Genomic DNA, 15,248 nt, shown 5'->3' with positions numbered 1-15,248 from the left:
CTGCGCGCTTGACGGCCGGTGGTCGCGAGGGCAAGCGCTGAGGCTGTGTTCAAGCTCGCGCACCTGTCCGACCCGCATCTCGGCCCGCTCGTGGGCTTCTCGCTGCATCAGCTGCTCGGCAAGCGCGCGACGGGCTACGTCAACTGGCGCCGCAAGCGCCGGCACGCCCATGACATGGACATCCTGGCGCTGATCGTCGCCGATATCCAGGCGCAGCACCCAGATCATATCGCCTGCACCGGCGATGTCGCCCATATCGGGCTGCCCAACGAGTTCAAGACGGCCGTCGCCTTCCTCGACACGCTCGGCCCGCGCGAGGCGGTCTCCTTCGTGCCAGGCAATCACGACGCCTATGCCCGCTCCTCGCTGAAGGCGCTCGCGAGCCATCTCGGCCCCTGGGTCGCCAGCGACGACGGCAGCATCGGCTATCCCTGGTATCGCAGGCAGGGCAATGTCGCGCTGATCGGCCTCAACAGCGGTATCCCGACCATGCCGCTGATGGCAACCGGGCGCATCGGTTCACGCCAGATGGCCGCCACGGAAGCATTGCTCGATCGCGCCCGCGACGAGGGCCTGATCCGCGTCGTCCTGATCCACCATCCGCCTTATGTCGGCGGCGCCCGGCGCTCGCGCGAACTGGTCGATGCTGCGGCTTTCGAAGCGATGCTGGCGCGCAAGGGCGCCGACCTCGTGCTGCACGGGCACAATCACAAATTCTCGCTGGCCTGGCGGCCGGGCTTCGGCCGCGACGTGCCGATCGTCGGCGTGCCCTCCTGCTCGATCGGCCCACTCGGCCATGGCGAGATGGCGACCTGGCACCTGTTCCGGATCGAGGGCGACGCGACATCGCCTCACATCACGCTGGAGCAGCGCGGCTTCGAGCTCGACGGCACGGTGATGAGGCGCCAGGAGATCACACTGCACACCAAGCCAGTGTGATCGCCTACGGCGTCATTCTCGGGCGGCGCAAAGCGCCGACCCGGGAATCTCAGGACGCGAAGATACTGGTTTCCGAGATGCTCGGGTCTGCGCTGCGCTTCGCCCGAGCATGACGAGGAATCCTCAGATGCAGCGGCCGCCATCCACGGCCAGATCTGTCCGTGAGCACCGGAAGCGCAGAACGCTGCGTCAGACGGCCGCGCTGGCGGATTGGCAGGCGCTCTCAGATGCAGCGGCCGCCATCCACCGCCAGAACCGTCCCCGTCACCATTTCCGCCTCGTCCGAGCACAGGAACAGCGCCGCATTGGCCATGTCCTGCGGCGTCGAGAGCCGGCCCCACGGAATCGAGGCGCGGAACTGGGCGCGCTTCTCGGGTGTGTCCTCGCCCATGAAGGTCGCCAGCAGCGGCGTCTCTCCCGCGACCGGCGCGATCGCATTAACCCGGATGTGGTCCGGCGCCAGCTCCACCGCCATCGACTTCGAAAGCAGGTTCACCGCGCCCTTCGAGGCATTGTACCAGGTGAGGCCGGGACGCGGGCGCACGCCCGCGGTCGAGCCGATGTTCAGGATCACGCCGCCGCCATGCTCGCGAAAATGCGGCACCGTCGCGAGCGCCATCAGATAGATCGACTTGACGTTCACCGCGAAGACACGGTCGAACAGCTCTTCGGGAACCTCGGTCATCGGCATGTTGCGATGGGTCGTGCCGGCATTGTTGACGACGATGTCGAGCCGCCCGAAGGCAGCCAGCACCTGCGCGACGGCCTCATTGACGCTATCGGCCTTGGCGACATCGCAGGTCAAGGCGATGGTCCCGCCGCCGATCGCCTGGGCTGCCTCCTTCGCCTTGTCGCCATTGAGGTCGAGCACCGCGACGCGGGCGCCTTCCCTGACGAAGGTCTCTGCGATTCCGAACCCGAACCCCTGCGCCGCGCCGGTGACCAGCGCCGTCTTGCCCTTCAGTCTCATCGTGTTTCCTCGATAGCGTTTTGGTTGCCTTGGCCGTCATGCTCGGGCTTGACCCGAGAATCTCTGCCCTGAGATGCTCGGGTCAAGCCCGAGCATGACGGCGGAGCCTCAAGCCCCGATCTCTTCCTGCAGCATCTCCAGCGCAAGCCAGCGCTCTTCCGCCTGGCCGATCTCGCGCGTCACCTCTTCCAGCCGCGCGGTCGCCTTGGCGAAGAGCTTCGGGTCGCGGGTGTAGAGATCGCCTGCCATGGCGGTGGTCAGCTTGGCGGCCTCGGCCTGCAGCACTTCGATGCGCTTGGGCAGCGTCTCCAGCGCGTGCTTCTCGTTGAACGAGAGCTTGCGTTTGTTGACGACGACCGGTGCGGCCGGAGCCGCGACCTCAGCCGCCGAGCCCTTGCCCGAGACGACCCGGGCCTTCGCCCCGACGCCGCGTCCGCGCTGCGCCACCATGTCGGTGTAGCCGCCGGCGAACTCGGTCCAGACGCCGTCGCCATCCGAAATCAGCGTCGCCGAGACGACGCGATCGATGAAGTCGCGGTCATGGCTGACCAGCAGGACGGTGCCCTTGTAGTCGGCCAGCAGTTCCTGCAGCAGGTCGAGCGTCTCGAGGTCGAGGTCGTTGGTCGGCTCGTCCAACACCAGCAGGTTGGAGGGCTTCGCCAGCGCACGCGCCAGCATCAGCCGGCCGCGCTCGCCGCCCGACAGCGCGCCGACCGGCGTGCGCCGCTGGAGCGGCTGGAACAGGAAGTCCTTCATATAGGCGATGACATGGCGCGGCGTGTCGCCGACCATGACCTGGTCCGAGCCGCCGCCGGTCAGCACATCGCCGAGCGGCGTCGCCGGATCGAGGCTTTCGCGGCGCTGGTCGAGCGTCACCATGTTCAGGGAGACGCCGAGCTTCACCGTGCCGGAATCGGGCGCGAGCTGCCCGGTCAGCAGGTTGATCAGCGTCGTCTTGCCGGCGCCGTTGGGGCCGACGATGCCGATGCGGTCGCCCCGCGCGACGCGCAGCGACAGATCCTTGACCACGACGTTGCTGCCATAGGCCTTGGCGACGTTGACCGCCTCGATCACCAGCTTGCCCGAGGTCTGCGCCTCGCTGGCCTCGAGCTTGACGTTGCCGACGGCGAAGCGCGCCGTGCGGCGCTGCTCGCGCAGGCCATGCAGTTCGCCCAGCCGCCGCTGGTTGCGGGTGCGCCGCGCGCTGACGCCATAGCGCAGCCAGTCCTCCTCGCGCGCGATCTTGCGGTCGAGCTTGTGGCGGTCGAGCTCTTCCTGCGCGAGAACCTCGTCGCGCCAGGCTTCGAACTCGCCAAAACCCCGGTCCATGCGCCGGGTCAGGCCGCGATCGAGCCAGATCGTGGCACGCGACAGATTGGTCAGGAAGCGACGGTCATGGCTGATGAGCACCATGGCCGAGCGCAGCGATTTCAGCTCCTGCTCCAGCCATTCGATCACCGGCAGGTCGAGATGGTTGGTCGGCTCGTCGAGCAGCAGGATGTCGGGCTCGGGCGCGAGCACGCGCGCCAGCGCGGCGCGGCGCGATTCGCCGCCCGACATGGTGGCGGGGTCTTCCTCGCCGGTCAGGCCGAGCTCGTCGATCAGGTACTGCGCGCGATAGGCGTCGTCGCCAGGTCCGAGCCCCGCTTCGACATAGGCGAGCGAGGTCTTGTAACCGGTGAAGTCCGGCTCCTGCGGCAGATAGCGCACGGTGCAGCCCGGCTGGACGAAGCGCTCGGCGCTGTCGGCCTCGACGAGGCCCGCCACGATCTTCAACAGCGTCGACTTGCCCGAGCCGTTGCGGCCGACGAGGCAGACGCGCTCGCCGGCGGACACGGCGATTTCCGCCGCCTCCAGCAAGGGCTGGCCGCCGAAGGTGAGCGCGACGTCGCGCAGATGGAGCAAGGGGGCCATGATGTGTCCGTGAGGGGGAGCAGGCGGGATAGCCCGGCAGGGCCGCCATGTCACGTCCGCAGGCGATGGCGCGTCGCTTGCCTGCACCGCTCCAGCCCGTATCGTGATGTCACGCACTGCCGAGTGAACGACCCATGCCTCGCCCACGTCCCATCGGAATCGGTCACAATGGCGGCCCGCCGCTCACGGAGCGCAAGCGCCGGTCCATGAGCGGCAGCGGCACGATCGGCCGGATTTTCGACTGGCGCCTCGCTCATCGCAAGGCTTGGAAGAAGCCGCGCGACATTGCGCTGAGCCGCCAGGAGAAGGCGGAGGCGCTGGGCCTGACCTATGAGGAATATTCCCTCGAGATCATGGAGCGCGGCTATCATCCCCAGGCCGAGCATGCCGAGGCGATCAAGGCGAAACGCGCCGAGCGTCGTAAGGCCGGCGGCGTGGTCGGCCAATCGCTCAAGGGCAAGCGCCTGACATAGGCGCAAAGCCTCAGCGATCGAGCCGCCGCCGCACCCAGGGGGCCGCGGGCCCCCCGAACGGGGGGGGGGCCGCGGGCGCGGCGCCCCCCGCCCCTGCCAGCGCCACGACGATGAACAGCACCGGCTCAAGCAGGCCGGCCCGCATGAAGACCTCGCGCAGCCCCCTGATCACGAAGGGGTGGACGAGATAAAGCGCATAGGATGCATCGCCCACCTGCGCCAGCGCGCGCATCGTCGGAGACGGCGTGCCCTGGTCGAGGCCCGAGACGGCGGCCAGCACCAGCAGCGTCGCCGCAGAACCATGGATGATGACATCACGCCACGGCCCGACCGGCAGCGGCAGGTGTCTGCCCAACAGCAGGATCGCCACGCCGCCGGCCGCCATGCCCCAGCGCAGCGGCGAGGCGAGCTGCAATCCCCCCCGTTTCAGCAGCGCCAGCGCCATGCCGGCCGCGAATTCCAGCACGATCGGCTGGCCCCAGAAGCTGAAGGGCAAGGGCAGCGGACCGGCTAGAACCTCGCCGCCCACCACAACCACAAGCGCGAGCGTCACGGCCGGAACGACCAGGCCACGCGGCAGCACGAGGGCAGCCGCGAACAGGACGTAGAACAGCATCTCGTAGTTCAGCGTCCAGCCCAGCGAATAAACCGGCTGGACGAGCCCCTGCGTCGAGAGCGCCGGCCAGAACAGGTAGGAGGCCGCGATCTGGCCGATGCCCGGCGCGCCTGAGTTGAGCACAGCGGGAACAGCCACCCCGATCAGCAGGAACAGCGTCGTCGCGGCCCAGTAGAGCGGCACGATCCGCGCGATCCGACGCTGCAGGAACAGCCGCGACGCGCCCGGCCGCCCGAAAAGCGCGCCCGAGGCATGGACCATGATGAAGCCCGAGACGACGAAGAAGATGTCGACGCCCGCCATCCAAGGCAGGATGTCGCTGCGGGCAAAGCTCGCGCCTCCTCGCAGCGCGAGCACAGCCGCGTCGGGCTGGACATGGTGCACCGCGACCATGAAGGCCGCGAGCGCGCGCAACACCTGGATGGGAAGAATGGCGGACAAGGGAGCTGGCAAACGCTCGGTCAAAGCCCGCCGGCCGGCGCGCCGGCCTCAGCCAAACCACAACCGGGCGGGATCGTCGAGGCCGAAGCGCGCAGGCGCAGCTGCAATCGCGGCCATCCCCTGCTCTGCACCGTCATGAGCGGTGACGACATGAAGCGCGAAACGCGCCGCGAGATCCTCCATCGGCGGCTTGCCGCAGAAAACCGCGTGAATCGTCGGCTTGTCGGCCAGCGGCAGCAGCCGCGGCACGATGCCGCCGGACACGTAAACGCCGCCCGTCGCCTTGAACGCCAGCGCGAGATCGCCGGCCACCCGGGCCAGCAAGCGCCAGAAACAGACAACCGCCATCAGCGCGGCGGGATCGCCGTCGAGCGCCAGCGTCGTCACGTCGGCGGCGCTGACATCGGCCTCCAGCATGCCGGCTTCGCTGGCGACCGCGCGGTGGAATCGCACCAGCCCGTTGCCGCTCAACAGGTCCTCAACCGTGACGCGGGCGTGCCCGCCCTTGAGCGCAGGCCAGATCTTCTCCTCGGCGGGGTCCTCCGGCCCAATGCCGATATGACCGCATTCTGTCGGCACCAGCACGCCGCGCGAACCCCGCGTGACCAGCGCCGCGGCACCGAAGCCGGTGCCTGGCCCGAGCGCGAGCCGCACGCCGCCGGGCTCCGGCGCACCCGTGACCAGCGTCGCCAGGTCGGCTTCGCCCAGCACCGCAAGCGAGGCCGCCTGCGCCTCGAAATCATTGACGAGCAGCCCCTGCTCCAGCCCGAGAGCCCGCCCGATCTGCGGCCCGTCGAAATGCCAGTTGGCATTGGTGAGCTGTGCGCTGCGGCCTTCCAGCGGACCCGCGACGGCAAGGACCGCCGAGCGCGGCCGCTGCGTCAGCGTCGTCAGCACCGACTCCAGCGCCGCCTCCGGGGTCGGGTGGCTGCCGGTGCCGATCCGTGCCAGCGGCCGATGCGGCGCGCCGGCATCCTCGACCAGCGACAAACGGCAATTCGTGCCGCCGATATCGGCGACCAGGACCGGATAGGAGAAGTCCGTCATCACGCAAGGTCCAGCGGATCGGACTTGCCTTCGGGCTTGCGATACTCCGAAAACCAGCCGAGCCCTTCAAGCGTGCCCGCCTTCGGCCGGTACTCGCAGCCGACGAAGCCGTCATAGCCGAGCTCGTCGAGCAGGGCGAACAGGCTCGGATAATCGGGACCGGCGCTGTCGGGCTCATGACGGCCATTGGCGCTGGCGATCTGGACATGGCCCACCAGCGGGTACAGCGCCCGCAGCTTGCCGGCGACGTCGCCATGGATCAGCTCGCAGTGATACATGTCGAACTGAAGCCTGACATTGTCCCGCCCGGCCTCGCGGACATAATCGGCCGCCCGGTCGAAATCATTGAGGAAATAGCCCGGCATGTCCCGGCCGTTGATCGGCTCCAGCAGCAGATCGATGCCATGAGGCGCCAGCGCATCGGCCGCGTAGGCGAGAGAGGCGCGGTAGGTTGCCTGCGCTTTTTCGTCTTCGGGATCGGCGAGGCCTGCCATCATATGCAGGCGCTTCACGCCGGTCTCATGGGCATAGCGCAACGCCGTCTCGACGCCCGCCTTGAACTCGTCCTCGCGCCCGGCCAGCGCAGCGATGCCCCGCTCGCCATTGGCGAAATCGCCCGGCGGCAGGTTGAATAGCGCCTGCTGCAATTCGCCGCCGGCAAGCGCCAGCCCGACCTGTTCGCAGGCGTAGTCATAGGGAAACAGGAATTCGACGGCCTCGAATCCGGCATCGGACGCCGCTTTGAAACGGTCGAGGAATGCCCATTCGGTGAACATCATCGAGAGATTGGCGGCAAAGCGTGGCATGGCGGGTCTCGAGGCTGGTGACAACGGGCCAAGGCTAGCGCGATGCGGGGCCCGCGTCATGGGAAACGCGCCAGGGTCGCGATGCGTTCCGGCAGCTCACGTCATTGCTAACGGAGCGAAGCAATCCAGGGCAGCCGCGTGCTACGCTGATCTGGATTGCTTCACTGTGCTCGCGGTGACGGAATTTCCTATTTCTTCACTGGCGGGTTCGGGTCAGCGGAGAAATGCCGGAAAACCATATCCGGCGAGGAGGTGTTGTGCCGCGAATGGGTGGTGCGCCCCATCCAGATGTCGGTCGCCTTGCCACCGGTGAACGGCATGAGCAACTCCTCGCGCCATCCCTTGGCGCCGGGCTCGCGCAGTGCGATGCGGGCGACATCGTTGTTGCCCTCGGTGACATACATCGAGCGCAGCGCCACGAACGCCTTGCCACCCATCACCGGCTTGTCGAGCACGGCGTCGAGGACCATGCGGTTTTCATCGACGGAATCGAGCTTGAGCGTGCCGGCCGAGCCGTCCTTGAAATCGAGCTTGAACGACAGCGTCGCGGGATCGAACGCGATCTCCTTGATGTTCACCACCGGGCGGCCGGCGTCCTGCTCGATCGGCCCGAACAGGAAGGACGAGCCATAGGCCGCGGCCGAGAGCTGCGGCGGCGGCAGCGGCCGGGTGCGCCAGTAGCCGTCCTGCGGATAGACGACGAGAACCTCATAGGAGCCGGTCTTGCCGAGCTTCCAGAGCTGCACCAGATGCAGCCCCTTCTCGACGCGGTCGCCGACCCGGAAGGTCGTATCGGCCGGACGCCAGAAGGTCGGGAAGGTGTAGCCGACCAGCCAGTATTCGATGCTCTCGTAGAAGGTGACGCGGCGCGGCGGAACCGGCGCCTTGAAGGCCGGATCGCCGGTCATGTCGCAGGCCGTCCAGTCGGCTTCCCAATTGTCGCGCAGAAGGCCTGCGATATAGGCGGGATGAGCGGCCTCGATCTGGAAGCGGCGCACCTCCGGCGAGATCGCCTTGATCGTGACGTTGTCCTTCTCGGCGCAAAGCACCGGCTCGGATTCATTGCGGACCTCGACCGCAATGTCCCCTGCCGCGAAGGCGGGGGATGCAACCCCAGTCAGGGCGAGCAATGCAATGCGAAGGCAGGCGGCGATTTTGGTCATAGCGGCTCAGCTCTGGAGAATGGCATACACGTCGCCCGAATTGGCGGCGTGGGGAAGCGCACGTAGATAGCTTCCGATCGCCTCGGCACTGGCGGGCTCGTCCAGTTCCAGCCGCTGGCTTTCGCCGAGTGCGACATTGAAGCGATAGGGCCCGAGCGTTTCCAGAAGTGCGAGGCAGGCTTCGGCGACGTCGCGCTGGATTGTGGTGAATTCGAAGGAGATGGCCGGCACCGGCCGGGTCAGCCCCGCCAGCACATGCGCCTCGAAGCCCTCGACATCGATCTTGAGCAGGGCCGGCAGCCCGTGCCGCGCGATCAGCGCATCGAGCGTAGTGCAGCGAACCGCGATCTCGTGGTCCCAGACCTGCCCTTCCCAGCCGCCGGCCTCGTTTGCGGCCCCGATGAAGGCGTCGGACGCAGTCGAGACGGTCGGGTTGGCGCTGTTGATCTTGAGCGTGACGATGCCCTCGTGGTCGCCGCAGGCCGCCTGTATCAGTGTTACCTCGCCGTCGCGGCCATGGATCAGCCGCAAGACGCGAGCCGGGCCCGGCTGCGGCTCCAGCGCCACGACGCGCGCGCCCAGCCGGCGGAAGGACGAGATTCGGTCGCCGACATGGGAGCCGATATCGAAGGCGAGATCACCGGGGCGCAGGAAGCGACGGTAGAGCGCATCCATCGCGGCATTGCGCGTCGGATCGCCATGATAGACGCGCAGGGAGCGCGACAGCGCCTTGGCAGTGCCTGTGGGATAAATCGGAGCATTCATGACCGTGATAGCTCCGCTATGGTGACGAGTTCGGCCGGCGGATCGAAATCCTCGGGTATACCGCAAAGGCCCCGGCGCGCGAACCATTCGCCGAGGCCCGGCAGCGCGGTCGCCATGGCAAACGGGATCGCCAGCAGATAGCCGGCGGTCAGAGGCAGCGACCACAGCAGAACCGTGGGCGAGAGCAGGAGCAGCGCGCCAAACAGATAACTCGCAAACAGCAGGTGCGGCCACAAGCCCGCAAAGGCCGTCGCGAGCGACAGCGCATGGGCATCACGCGCCTGCCCGTTCCAGCCGATCCTGGCGCGCCCGAACGGGAGCCCGAGCATGAACAGCGTGGTCCTGAAGCTCGACACCGCGCCCTGCAGGAAGGCGAAGACGACCTCGATCGCGGCAGAGCCGATGAAACGCAGCGTGCCGCCATAGCGCTTCGCGCCGTCGCGGCTGAGCAGGATATCGGCGAAGCCTGCGAGCTTGGGCGAGAGATACATCGCCAGGAACAGCAGATAGAGCCCGGCGGCGAGACCCGACGGATAGCCCTCGAGGCCCCGGTCCTCGACGACCTTGAGCGGCAGGAGCGCGATCATCAGCGTCCAGGCCGGCAGGCCGAGGAACATCAGGATCGCCCAGACCAGCTGGAAGCGGCTCATCGGCCGCAGGCCGGGAATGTCGAGCAGTTTCAGATATTGCAGATTGCCGAGGCACCAGCGCAGGTCGCGCTTGGCGAAATCGAGCATGGTCGGCGGGTTCTCCTCCCAGCTTCCCATCTCCTCGGGCAGCACGCGGACCTCGTAGCCGGCGCGGCGCATCAGCGTCGCCTCGACCTGGTCGTGGCTCATCACGGCGCCGCCGAGCGGCGGCCCCCCGGGCAGCACCGGCAGATGGCAGCCATCGCGGAAGGGGGCGATCCGCACCATGGCGTTATGGCCCCAGAACGGGCCGCAATCGCCAATCCACCAGGCCGAGCCCATCGTGTAGGGCCGCATGCCCTGGCGCATGCCGAACTGGAAGACGCGGGCAAACGCGGACTTGCTCGGCATGCCCACAACCAAGCTCTGCAGGATGCCGAGCTTCGGATAGGCCTGCATCATCCGGGTCAGCCGCACGATCGCCTCGCCCGACATCACGCTGTCGGCGTCGAGCGGCAGCATCAGTTCGTAAGCCGCACCCCAGCGCTCGCAGAAGTCGCGGACATTACCGGCCTTGAAGCCGGCATTGTCGCTTCGGCGGCGATAGGTGATGCGCCCATCCTCGCCGACCTCCCCTTGCCACGCGGCAGCGAGCCCCTCCTCGGCCGCTGCGACGCTCGGATCATCGCTGTCCGAGAGGATGAAGAAATCGAACCTGCTGCCCTCGCCGGTGGCATCGAGGCTGTCCTTGACGACCCGCAACCGCTGAAACGCCCGGGCCGGGTCCTCATTGCGCAGGGTCATCAGGATGGCGGTGCGGATGACCACCGGCGTGGGCGCATCGCCGGCGGCCGCGAACGGCGCGACGCGCTCCATCCCGTCCTTGACGCCATGAAGCAGCCAGAACCCGATCACCGCATTCCAGAAGCCGAGGACCGTCCAGGGCGCTCCGAACAAAAGGGCGACGAAGATCGCTATATCGGCCATCGTCCAGCCGCCGGCACCGAGAATCTGCGCGAGCCCGTAAAGCAGCGCCGCCAGCGTGGCGAGGTTGAGGGCCAGAACGAGCCGGCGACGCAGGGCCAATTCAGCTTGCGACTGCAACCCCGCCGGGGTCAGGCCCGGCGCCTGCTGCTGCGTCTCGGACGCCGCAGGCTCTTGCGCCGCCGGCTGGAACGTGGTCGGAGCGGGGCGCGGGTTCATGGCTGTCTCTGTCATGCAATCGATCTGGGCGAGGCGGTCAAGGCAGAGCTGACGGGAGACGGCGACATGCCGCGAAACGACACGGCGCAAGAGCTAAAGCCGGCATTTTCCTCAGGTGCAAGTTCGTTGGGCACGAGCCCTCTGGAACAGCACACCCCGCCGACGGCTCTTTGGTATGAAGCGCCGGGTGAATGCGCGCTGAACGTCGAAGCGCTGCCGGAGCCCCGAGCCGAGGATTGCGTGGTGCGCGCCCTGTGGAGCGGTGTCAGCCGCGGCACCGAGCGCCTCGTCTGCGAGGGGCGCGTGCCGGTTGGCGAATACGAGCGCATGCGGGCCCCCTTCCAGCAGGGCTCGTTCCCCTTCCCGGTGAAATACGGCTACTGCGCGGTCGGCATCGTGGATGCGGGACCGGAAGCCTGGCTCGGCGAGACCGTGTTCTGCCTGCATCCGCATCAGAACCGCTTCGTTGCCCCCGCAGACAGGCTGACCCGCGTGCCGGCGAACATCCCGGCCCGCCGCGCCATCCTCGCTGCCAACATGGAAACCGCCCTCAACGCCCATTGGGATGCAGGCTCCGGCCCGGCAGACCGCATCGTCGTGGTCGGCGGCGGCGTGCTTGGGCTGCTCGTGGCATGGCTCGCCGCGAGGCTTCCGGGCGCCGAGGTCACGCTGGTCGATGTCGAGCCCCGCCGCGCCGCCCTGGCGCAGGCCCTCGGCGTCGGCTTCGCCCTGCCGGCCGATGCCCCGGCCGAGGCCGATTTCGTCTTCCACGCCAGCGCCTCGGCGGCGGGGCTGGCCACCGCGATCGCCGCCGCGGGTTTCGAGGCGCGCATCGTCGAGCTGAGCTGGTATGGCGAGGGCATGGTTCAAGCGCCTCTCGGCGGAGCGTTCCACGCCAAGCGGCTGCAGCTCGTCTCCACCCAGGTCGGCGGCATCGCTCCCTCGCGCCGGCCGCGCTGGGATTATGCCCGCCGCGCAGCGGCCGCCATGGCGCTCCTCGGCGACGACCGCTTGGACGCGCTGATCACCGAAGACATCCCGTTCCATCAGGCGGCCGCGCGCCTGCCGATCGTGCTGTCACCCTCATGGCATGGCCTGACAGCGGCGATCTGCTATTGAGCATCGACATGATCGTCTCCCTCACGCATCCCCGCCCGGCCCTCGTGCCGTAGCTCGGCTTGATTGTTCCGCTCCCCGTCCAGACCAAGGAACGCTGATGTACTCCGTCGAAGTTCGCGACCGCATCATGATCGGCCACTCCCTGCCCGATCCCTTTTTCGGCCCCGCGCAGAACATGCATGGCGCGACCTTTGTGGTCGACGTCGCCTTCTTCAGGGAGACGCTGACGAGGCAGAACGTCGTCGTCGACATCGGTGCGGCGCTCGATGTGCTGAACAAGACGCTGAAGCCCCTGAACTACCAGAACCTCGATGCGCTGCCGCAGTTCGCGGGCGTGCTGACCACCACCGAATTCCTCTGCAAGCACATCTTCAACGCCATGGCCTCTGCTGCGAAGGCCGGCGCGCTCGGCGAGGACGGCAACGGCCTTTCCCGCATCCGCGTGACCCTGCACGAGACGGACCTGGCCCGAGCCAGCTTCGAGGGCGCGCTCGCGTGAGCGCGATCGCCTTCGCCATCCCCGGCGATATCGACCTGCCGACGGGCGGTTACGCCTATGATCGCAGGCTGCTGGCGGAATGGCGCGGGATGGGTGTCGCGGCAAGGCACATCGCCTTGCCCGACTCCTTCCCCTTCCCGACTGACGCCGACCTCGCGCTGACAGGCCAGGCGATCCTGTCGCAGACGTCCTGGGACGACACGCTGCTGATCGACGGGCTGGCCTATGGCGCCTTCCCGGAGGGCATCGCCGCGGGGCTAGCCGGGCGCGTCGTCGCGCTGGTCCATCATCCGCTCGGCCTGGAGACGGGGCTTGCACCCGAGCAGTCGCGCCACCTGCTGGCGCGCGAGACCGCGGCCCTGCGCCACGCCCGCGCCGTCGTGACGCCGAGCCCCGCGATGAAGCGGATCCTCGCAGCGGATTTCGGCGTCGACGAAGCCCGTATCACCATAGCCCCACCCGGCGTCGATCCCGCCCCGCGCGCCAAGGGGGGAGCGGCTGAAGGGCCGTTGCAGCTGCTTGCCGTCGGCTCCGTCGTCCCGCGCAAGGGCTATCATGTGCTGGTCGAGGCCCTTGCGACTCTGCGCGACAGGGACTGGCATCTGACAATCGTCGGCGCGAACGACCGCGCGCCGCAGACCCTGCGCGATTTGACCGAACAGATCGACGCTGCTGGGCTAAAGGACCGGATCTTGCTTGCCGGGGCTGTGGACGACACGACGCTCGCAGCCGCCTATGACGGCGCCGACCTCTTCGTCATGCCCTCGCTGTTCGAGGGCTATGGCATGGTGCTGACGGAGGCACTGGCGCGCGGTCTGCCGATCGTCTGCACCACCGGCGGCGCTGCGGCGGATACCGCGCCCGACGCCGCGGCGATGAAAGTCTCTCCCGGCGACGCCGTCGCGCTTGCCAAGGCCATCGCAAGCCTGATTGATGCCCCGGCTCGGCGCGATGCGCTGGCCGATGCGGCCTGGACGGCAGCGGCCAGCTTGCCGCGCTGGCGCGAGACGGCGGCGATCGTCGCCGGAGTTTGTCTGCCCGATGCCGGGCGAAAGGTAGGCTGATGGGTGGCTTCTCCCCCGAATGGCTGGCGTTGCGGGAGCCCGTCGATCACGCGGCCCGCAATCCGCAGGTGCTGGCGGCCGTCGGCGCGCATTTCGCCGCAAAGGCCTCGCTGACCGTCGTCGATCTCGGCTGCGGCACGGGCTCGAACCTGCGTGGCACCTATGCCGCGCTGCCGGCGCGCCAGCACTGGACGCTGGTCGATCTCGATGCCGGCCTGCTCGCGGCGACCCGCGAAAGGCTGGTGGACTGGGCCGACGAGGCCCGCGAACAGGGCGAGGAGCTCGTCCTGTTGAAGGGCGACCACACCATCACCGTGGACACGCGCCAAGCCGACCTGAACAAGGACCTCGAATGGGTGCTCGGCTGGCAGCCCGATCTTGTCACCGCCGCCGCCCTGTTCGACCTGACCTCGAAGCGCTGGATCGAGCGCTTCGTCGCGGCGCTGACCAGCCAGCGCCTGCCGCTCTACACCGTGCTGACCTATGACGGCCGCGAGAGCTGGAAGCCGCCTCACGTTGCCGACGCCCGGATTCTGTCCGCCTTCAAGCATCACCAGCACGGCGACAAGGGCTTCGGTCCCGCCGCCGGTCCCGAGGCCACCGACGTCATGGCTGAGGCCTTCCGCAAATCAGGCTTCGCCGTCTCGATCGGCGACAGCGCATGGCGGATCGACGAACGGCATGGCGAGCTGGCGCGGATGCTGACAAGAGGCATCGCCGATGCCGTGCTGGAAACCGGCCAGGTCGATCCCGCGACGATCTCCGACTGGTTGGTCGCAAGGACGCAATCCGCCTCGGCCCTGGTCGGCCATTGCGACCTCTGGGCGCGGCCGGTCTGAACGCGCCGGTAGCCTATCTCAGTCCAGGCAGCATGCGGCGCAGCACGCCGTCCCTGCGGATGAGATGATGGTAGAGCGCAGCCCCGGCATGGGCACAGGCGAGGAGCGCCATCACGATGGCGAGCTTGCCATGGACCGTCAGGACGGAGGTCGCGAGATCCTGGTTCGGCCTGGCGAGCGCCGGCAGGTCGAACAGCCCGAACACCGTCAACGACGGATAGAGCGAGACGCCGACCCAGCCAAGCACAGGCACAACCAGTAGCAGGCCGTAAAGCAGCCAGTGCAGAAGATGCGAGCCTGCCTTGTGCCACCAGAGCAGTGTCGGTTCGTCGGGTGGCGCACCCCTGAGCAGCCGGTAGGTCAATCGTCCCGCGACGAGCCAGAGCACGAGGAAGCCGAGAAGCTTGTGCGATGAGTAGAGCGCGTCGGTCAGCCCGTCCCAGATGTTGAGCGTACCGCCGCGATAGGTCATGGCGAGGCCGAGCGGCACCATGATCAGGATCGCGCCTGCCGTCACCCAGTGCATGTGGCGGGCAGCCGCGCTGTAGGCGGACGAGGCCTGCTGGGGTCCTGTGCCGCTGTCATACTCCTGCATCATCTCCGCTGCCTTTCCATAGGCCTGCCGGCTCCCAGCGCCGGTGTCCCTATTCATCCCGCGTTCAATGTCGAGAAGCTAGACACGTCGCCGGAGGATTGGATGACATTGTCGATGGTTCGTCGGAAATGTTCGGGCGGTGGAACTGCCCTCACCTCAAGCACGT

At 67.9% G+C, this 15,248-nt stretch carries 15 protein-coding genes; 6 read left to right on the top strand and 9 right to left on the bottom strand.

Features of this window, described 5'->3' with window-relative positions; translation table 11 throughout:
- Positions 1 to 45 precede the first annotated feature (45 nt).
- Positions 46 to 939 carry a metallophosphoesterase family protein gene (locus AE618_RS14530; protein ID WP_054209782.1) on the top strand — a complete coding sequence of 298 codons (894 nt, stop codon included), beginning with the start codon at positions 46 to 48 and terminating at the stop codon, positions 937 to 939.
- Between the two features lie 223 nt (positions 940 to 1,162).
- Here the strand turns inward: AE618_RS14530 and AE618_RS14525 are convergent, their stop codons facing one another.
- Complete coding sequence (locus AE618_RS14525) at positions 1,163 to 1,909, bottom strand: SDR family oxidoreductase (RefSeq protein ID WP_054209781.1); 747 nt, start codon at positions 1,907 to 1,909, stop codon at positions 1,163 to 1,165.
- 108 nt (positions 1,910 to 2,017) lie between these two features.
- Positions 2,018 to 3,823, bottom strand: coding sequence for an ABC-F family ATP-binding cassette domain-containing protein (locus tag AE618_RS14520; RefSeq protein ID WP_054209780.1), 1,806 nt, complete (start codon positions 3,821 to 3,823; stop codon positions 2,018 to 2,020).
- Between the two features lie 206 nt (positions 3,824 to 4,029).
- On the opposite strand from AE618_RS14520, the gene AE618_RS14515 reads away from it, so the two are divergent.
- A complete protein-coding gene (locus tag AE618_RS14515) occupies positions 4,030 to 4,296 on the top strand; it encodes a hypothetical protein (RefSeq protein ID WP_248310879.1) in 267 nt (88 codons plus the stop codon).
- Between the two features lie 10 nt (positions 4,297 to 4,306).
- Here AE618_RS14515 and AE618_RS14510 read toward each other — a convergent pair whose 3' ends face one another.
- The 6 genes from AE618_RS14510 to mdoH form a co-directional block, all read right to left on the bottom strand.
- The gene (locus tag AE618_RS14510; RefSeq protein ID WP_054209778.1) at positions 4,307 to 5,353 is read right to left on the bottom strand and encodes an acyltransferase family protein; all 1,047 of its coding nucleotides are present in this window, start codon (positions 5,351 to 5,353) and stop codon (positions 4,307 to 4,309) included.
- Positions 5,354 to 5,401: 48 nt separating this feature from the next.
- Positions 5,402 to 6,400, bottom strand: a complete 999-nt coding sequence (locus tag AE618_RS14505) for an ROK family protein (protein ID WP_054209777.1) — start codon at positions 6,398 to 6,400, stop codon at positions 5,402 to 5,404.
- Positions 6,400 to 7,206, bottom strand: a complete 807-nt coding sequence (otnI, locus tag AE618_RS14500) for a 2-oxo-tetronate isomerase (protein ID WP_054209776.1) — start codon at positions 7,204 to 7,206, stop codon at positions 6,400 to 6,402. The genes AE618_RS14505 and otnI overlap by 1 nt, the downstream gene beginning before the upstream one ends.
- Positions 7,207 to 7,394: 188 nt before the next feature.
- Positions 7,395 to 8,369 carry a hypothetical protein gene (locus AE618_RS14495; RefSeq protein WP_054209775.1) on the bottom strand — a complete coding sequence of 325 codons (975 nt, stop codon included), beginning with the start codon at positions 8,367 to 8,369 and terminating at the stop codon, positions 7,395 to 7,397.
- A 6-nt stretch (positions 8,370 to 8,375) separates the two neighbouring features.
- Entirely contained in the window at positions 8,376 to 9,134 is a 759-nt protein-coding gene (locus AE618_RS14490) for an FkbM family methyltransferase (RefSeq protein ID WP_054209774.1), read from the bottom strand.
- Positions 9,131 to 10,981: a glucans biosynthesis glucosyltransferase MdoH gene (gene mdoH / locus AE618_RS14485; protein ID WP_248310878.1), complete on the bottom strand. Its 1,851-nt coding sequence runs from the start codon at positions 10,979 to 10,981 to the stop codon at positions 9,131 to 9,133. The genes AE618_RS14490 and mdoH overlap by 4 nt, the downstream gene beginning before the upstream one ends.
- A gap of 228 nt (positions 10,982 to 11,209) precedes the next feature.
- Between mdoH and AE618_RS14480 the strand changes: the two genes are divergently transcribed.
- From AE618_RS14480 to AE618_RS14465, 4 genes are all read left to right on the top strand, one after another.
- The gene (locus AE618_RS14480; protein ID WP_349236436.1) at positions 11,210 to 12,085 is read left to right on the top strand and encodes a zinc-dependent alcohol dehydrogenase; all 876 of its coding nucleotides are present in this window, start codon (positions 11,210 to 11,212) and stop codon (positions 12,083 to 12,085) included.
- 97 nt (positions 12,086 to 12,182) lie between these two features.
- On the top strand, positions 12,183 to 12,584 hold the full coding sequence (locus AE618_RS14475; RefSeq protein ID WP_054209773.1) for a 6-pyruvoyl trahydropterin synthase family protein: 402 nt from the start codon (positions 12,183 to 12,185) through the stop codon (positions 12,582 to 12,584).
- Positions 12,581 to 13,648: a glycosyltransferase family 4 protein gene (locus AE618_RS14470; RefSeq protein ID WP_054209772.1), complete on the top strand. Its 1,068-nt coding sequence runs from the start codon at positions 12,581 to 12,583 to the stop codon at positions 13,646 to 13,648. The genes AE618_RS14475 and AE618_RS14470 overlap by 4 nt, the downstream gene beginning before the upstream one ends.
- Entirely contained in the window at positions 13,648 to 14,487 is an 840-nt protein-coding gene (locus AE618_RS14465; protein WP_054209771.1) for a class I SAM-dependent methyltransferase, read from the top strand. Before AE618_RS14470 ends, AE618_RS14465 begins: the two co-directional genes overlap by 1 nt.
- Positions 14,488 to 14,500: 13 nt before the next feature.
- On the opposite strand, the gene AE618_RS14460 is transcribed toward AE618_RS14465, so the two are convergent.
- Positions 14,501 to 15,139 carry a cytochrome b gene (locus AE618_RS14460; RefSeq protein ID WP_248310877.1) on the bottom strand — a complete coding sequence of 213 codons (639 nt, stop codon included), beginning with the start codon at positions 15,137 to 15,139 and terminating at the stop codon, positions 14,501 to 14,503.
- Positions 15,140 to 15,248: the final 109 nt, after the last annotated feature.

Source organism: Allobosea vaviloviae, from assembly GCF_001298265.1.
Taxonomy (GTDB): Bacteria; Pseudomonadota; Alphaproteobacteria; order Rhizobiales; family Beijerinckiaceae; genus Allobosea; species Allobosea vaviloviae_B.
This window is presented reverse-complemented; position numbering and strand designations above follow the sequence as displayed.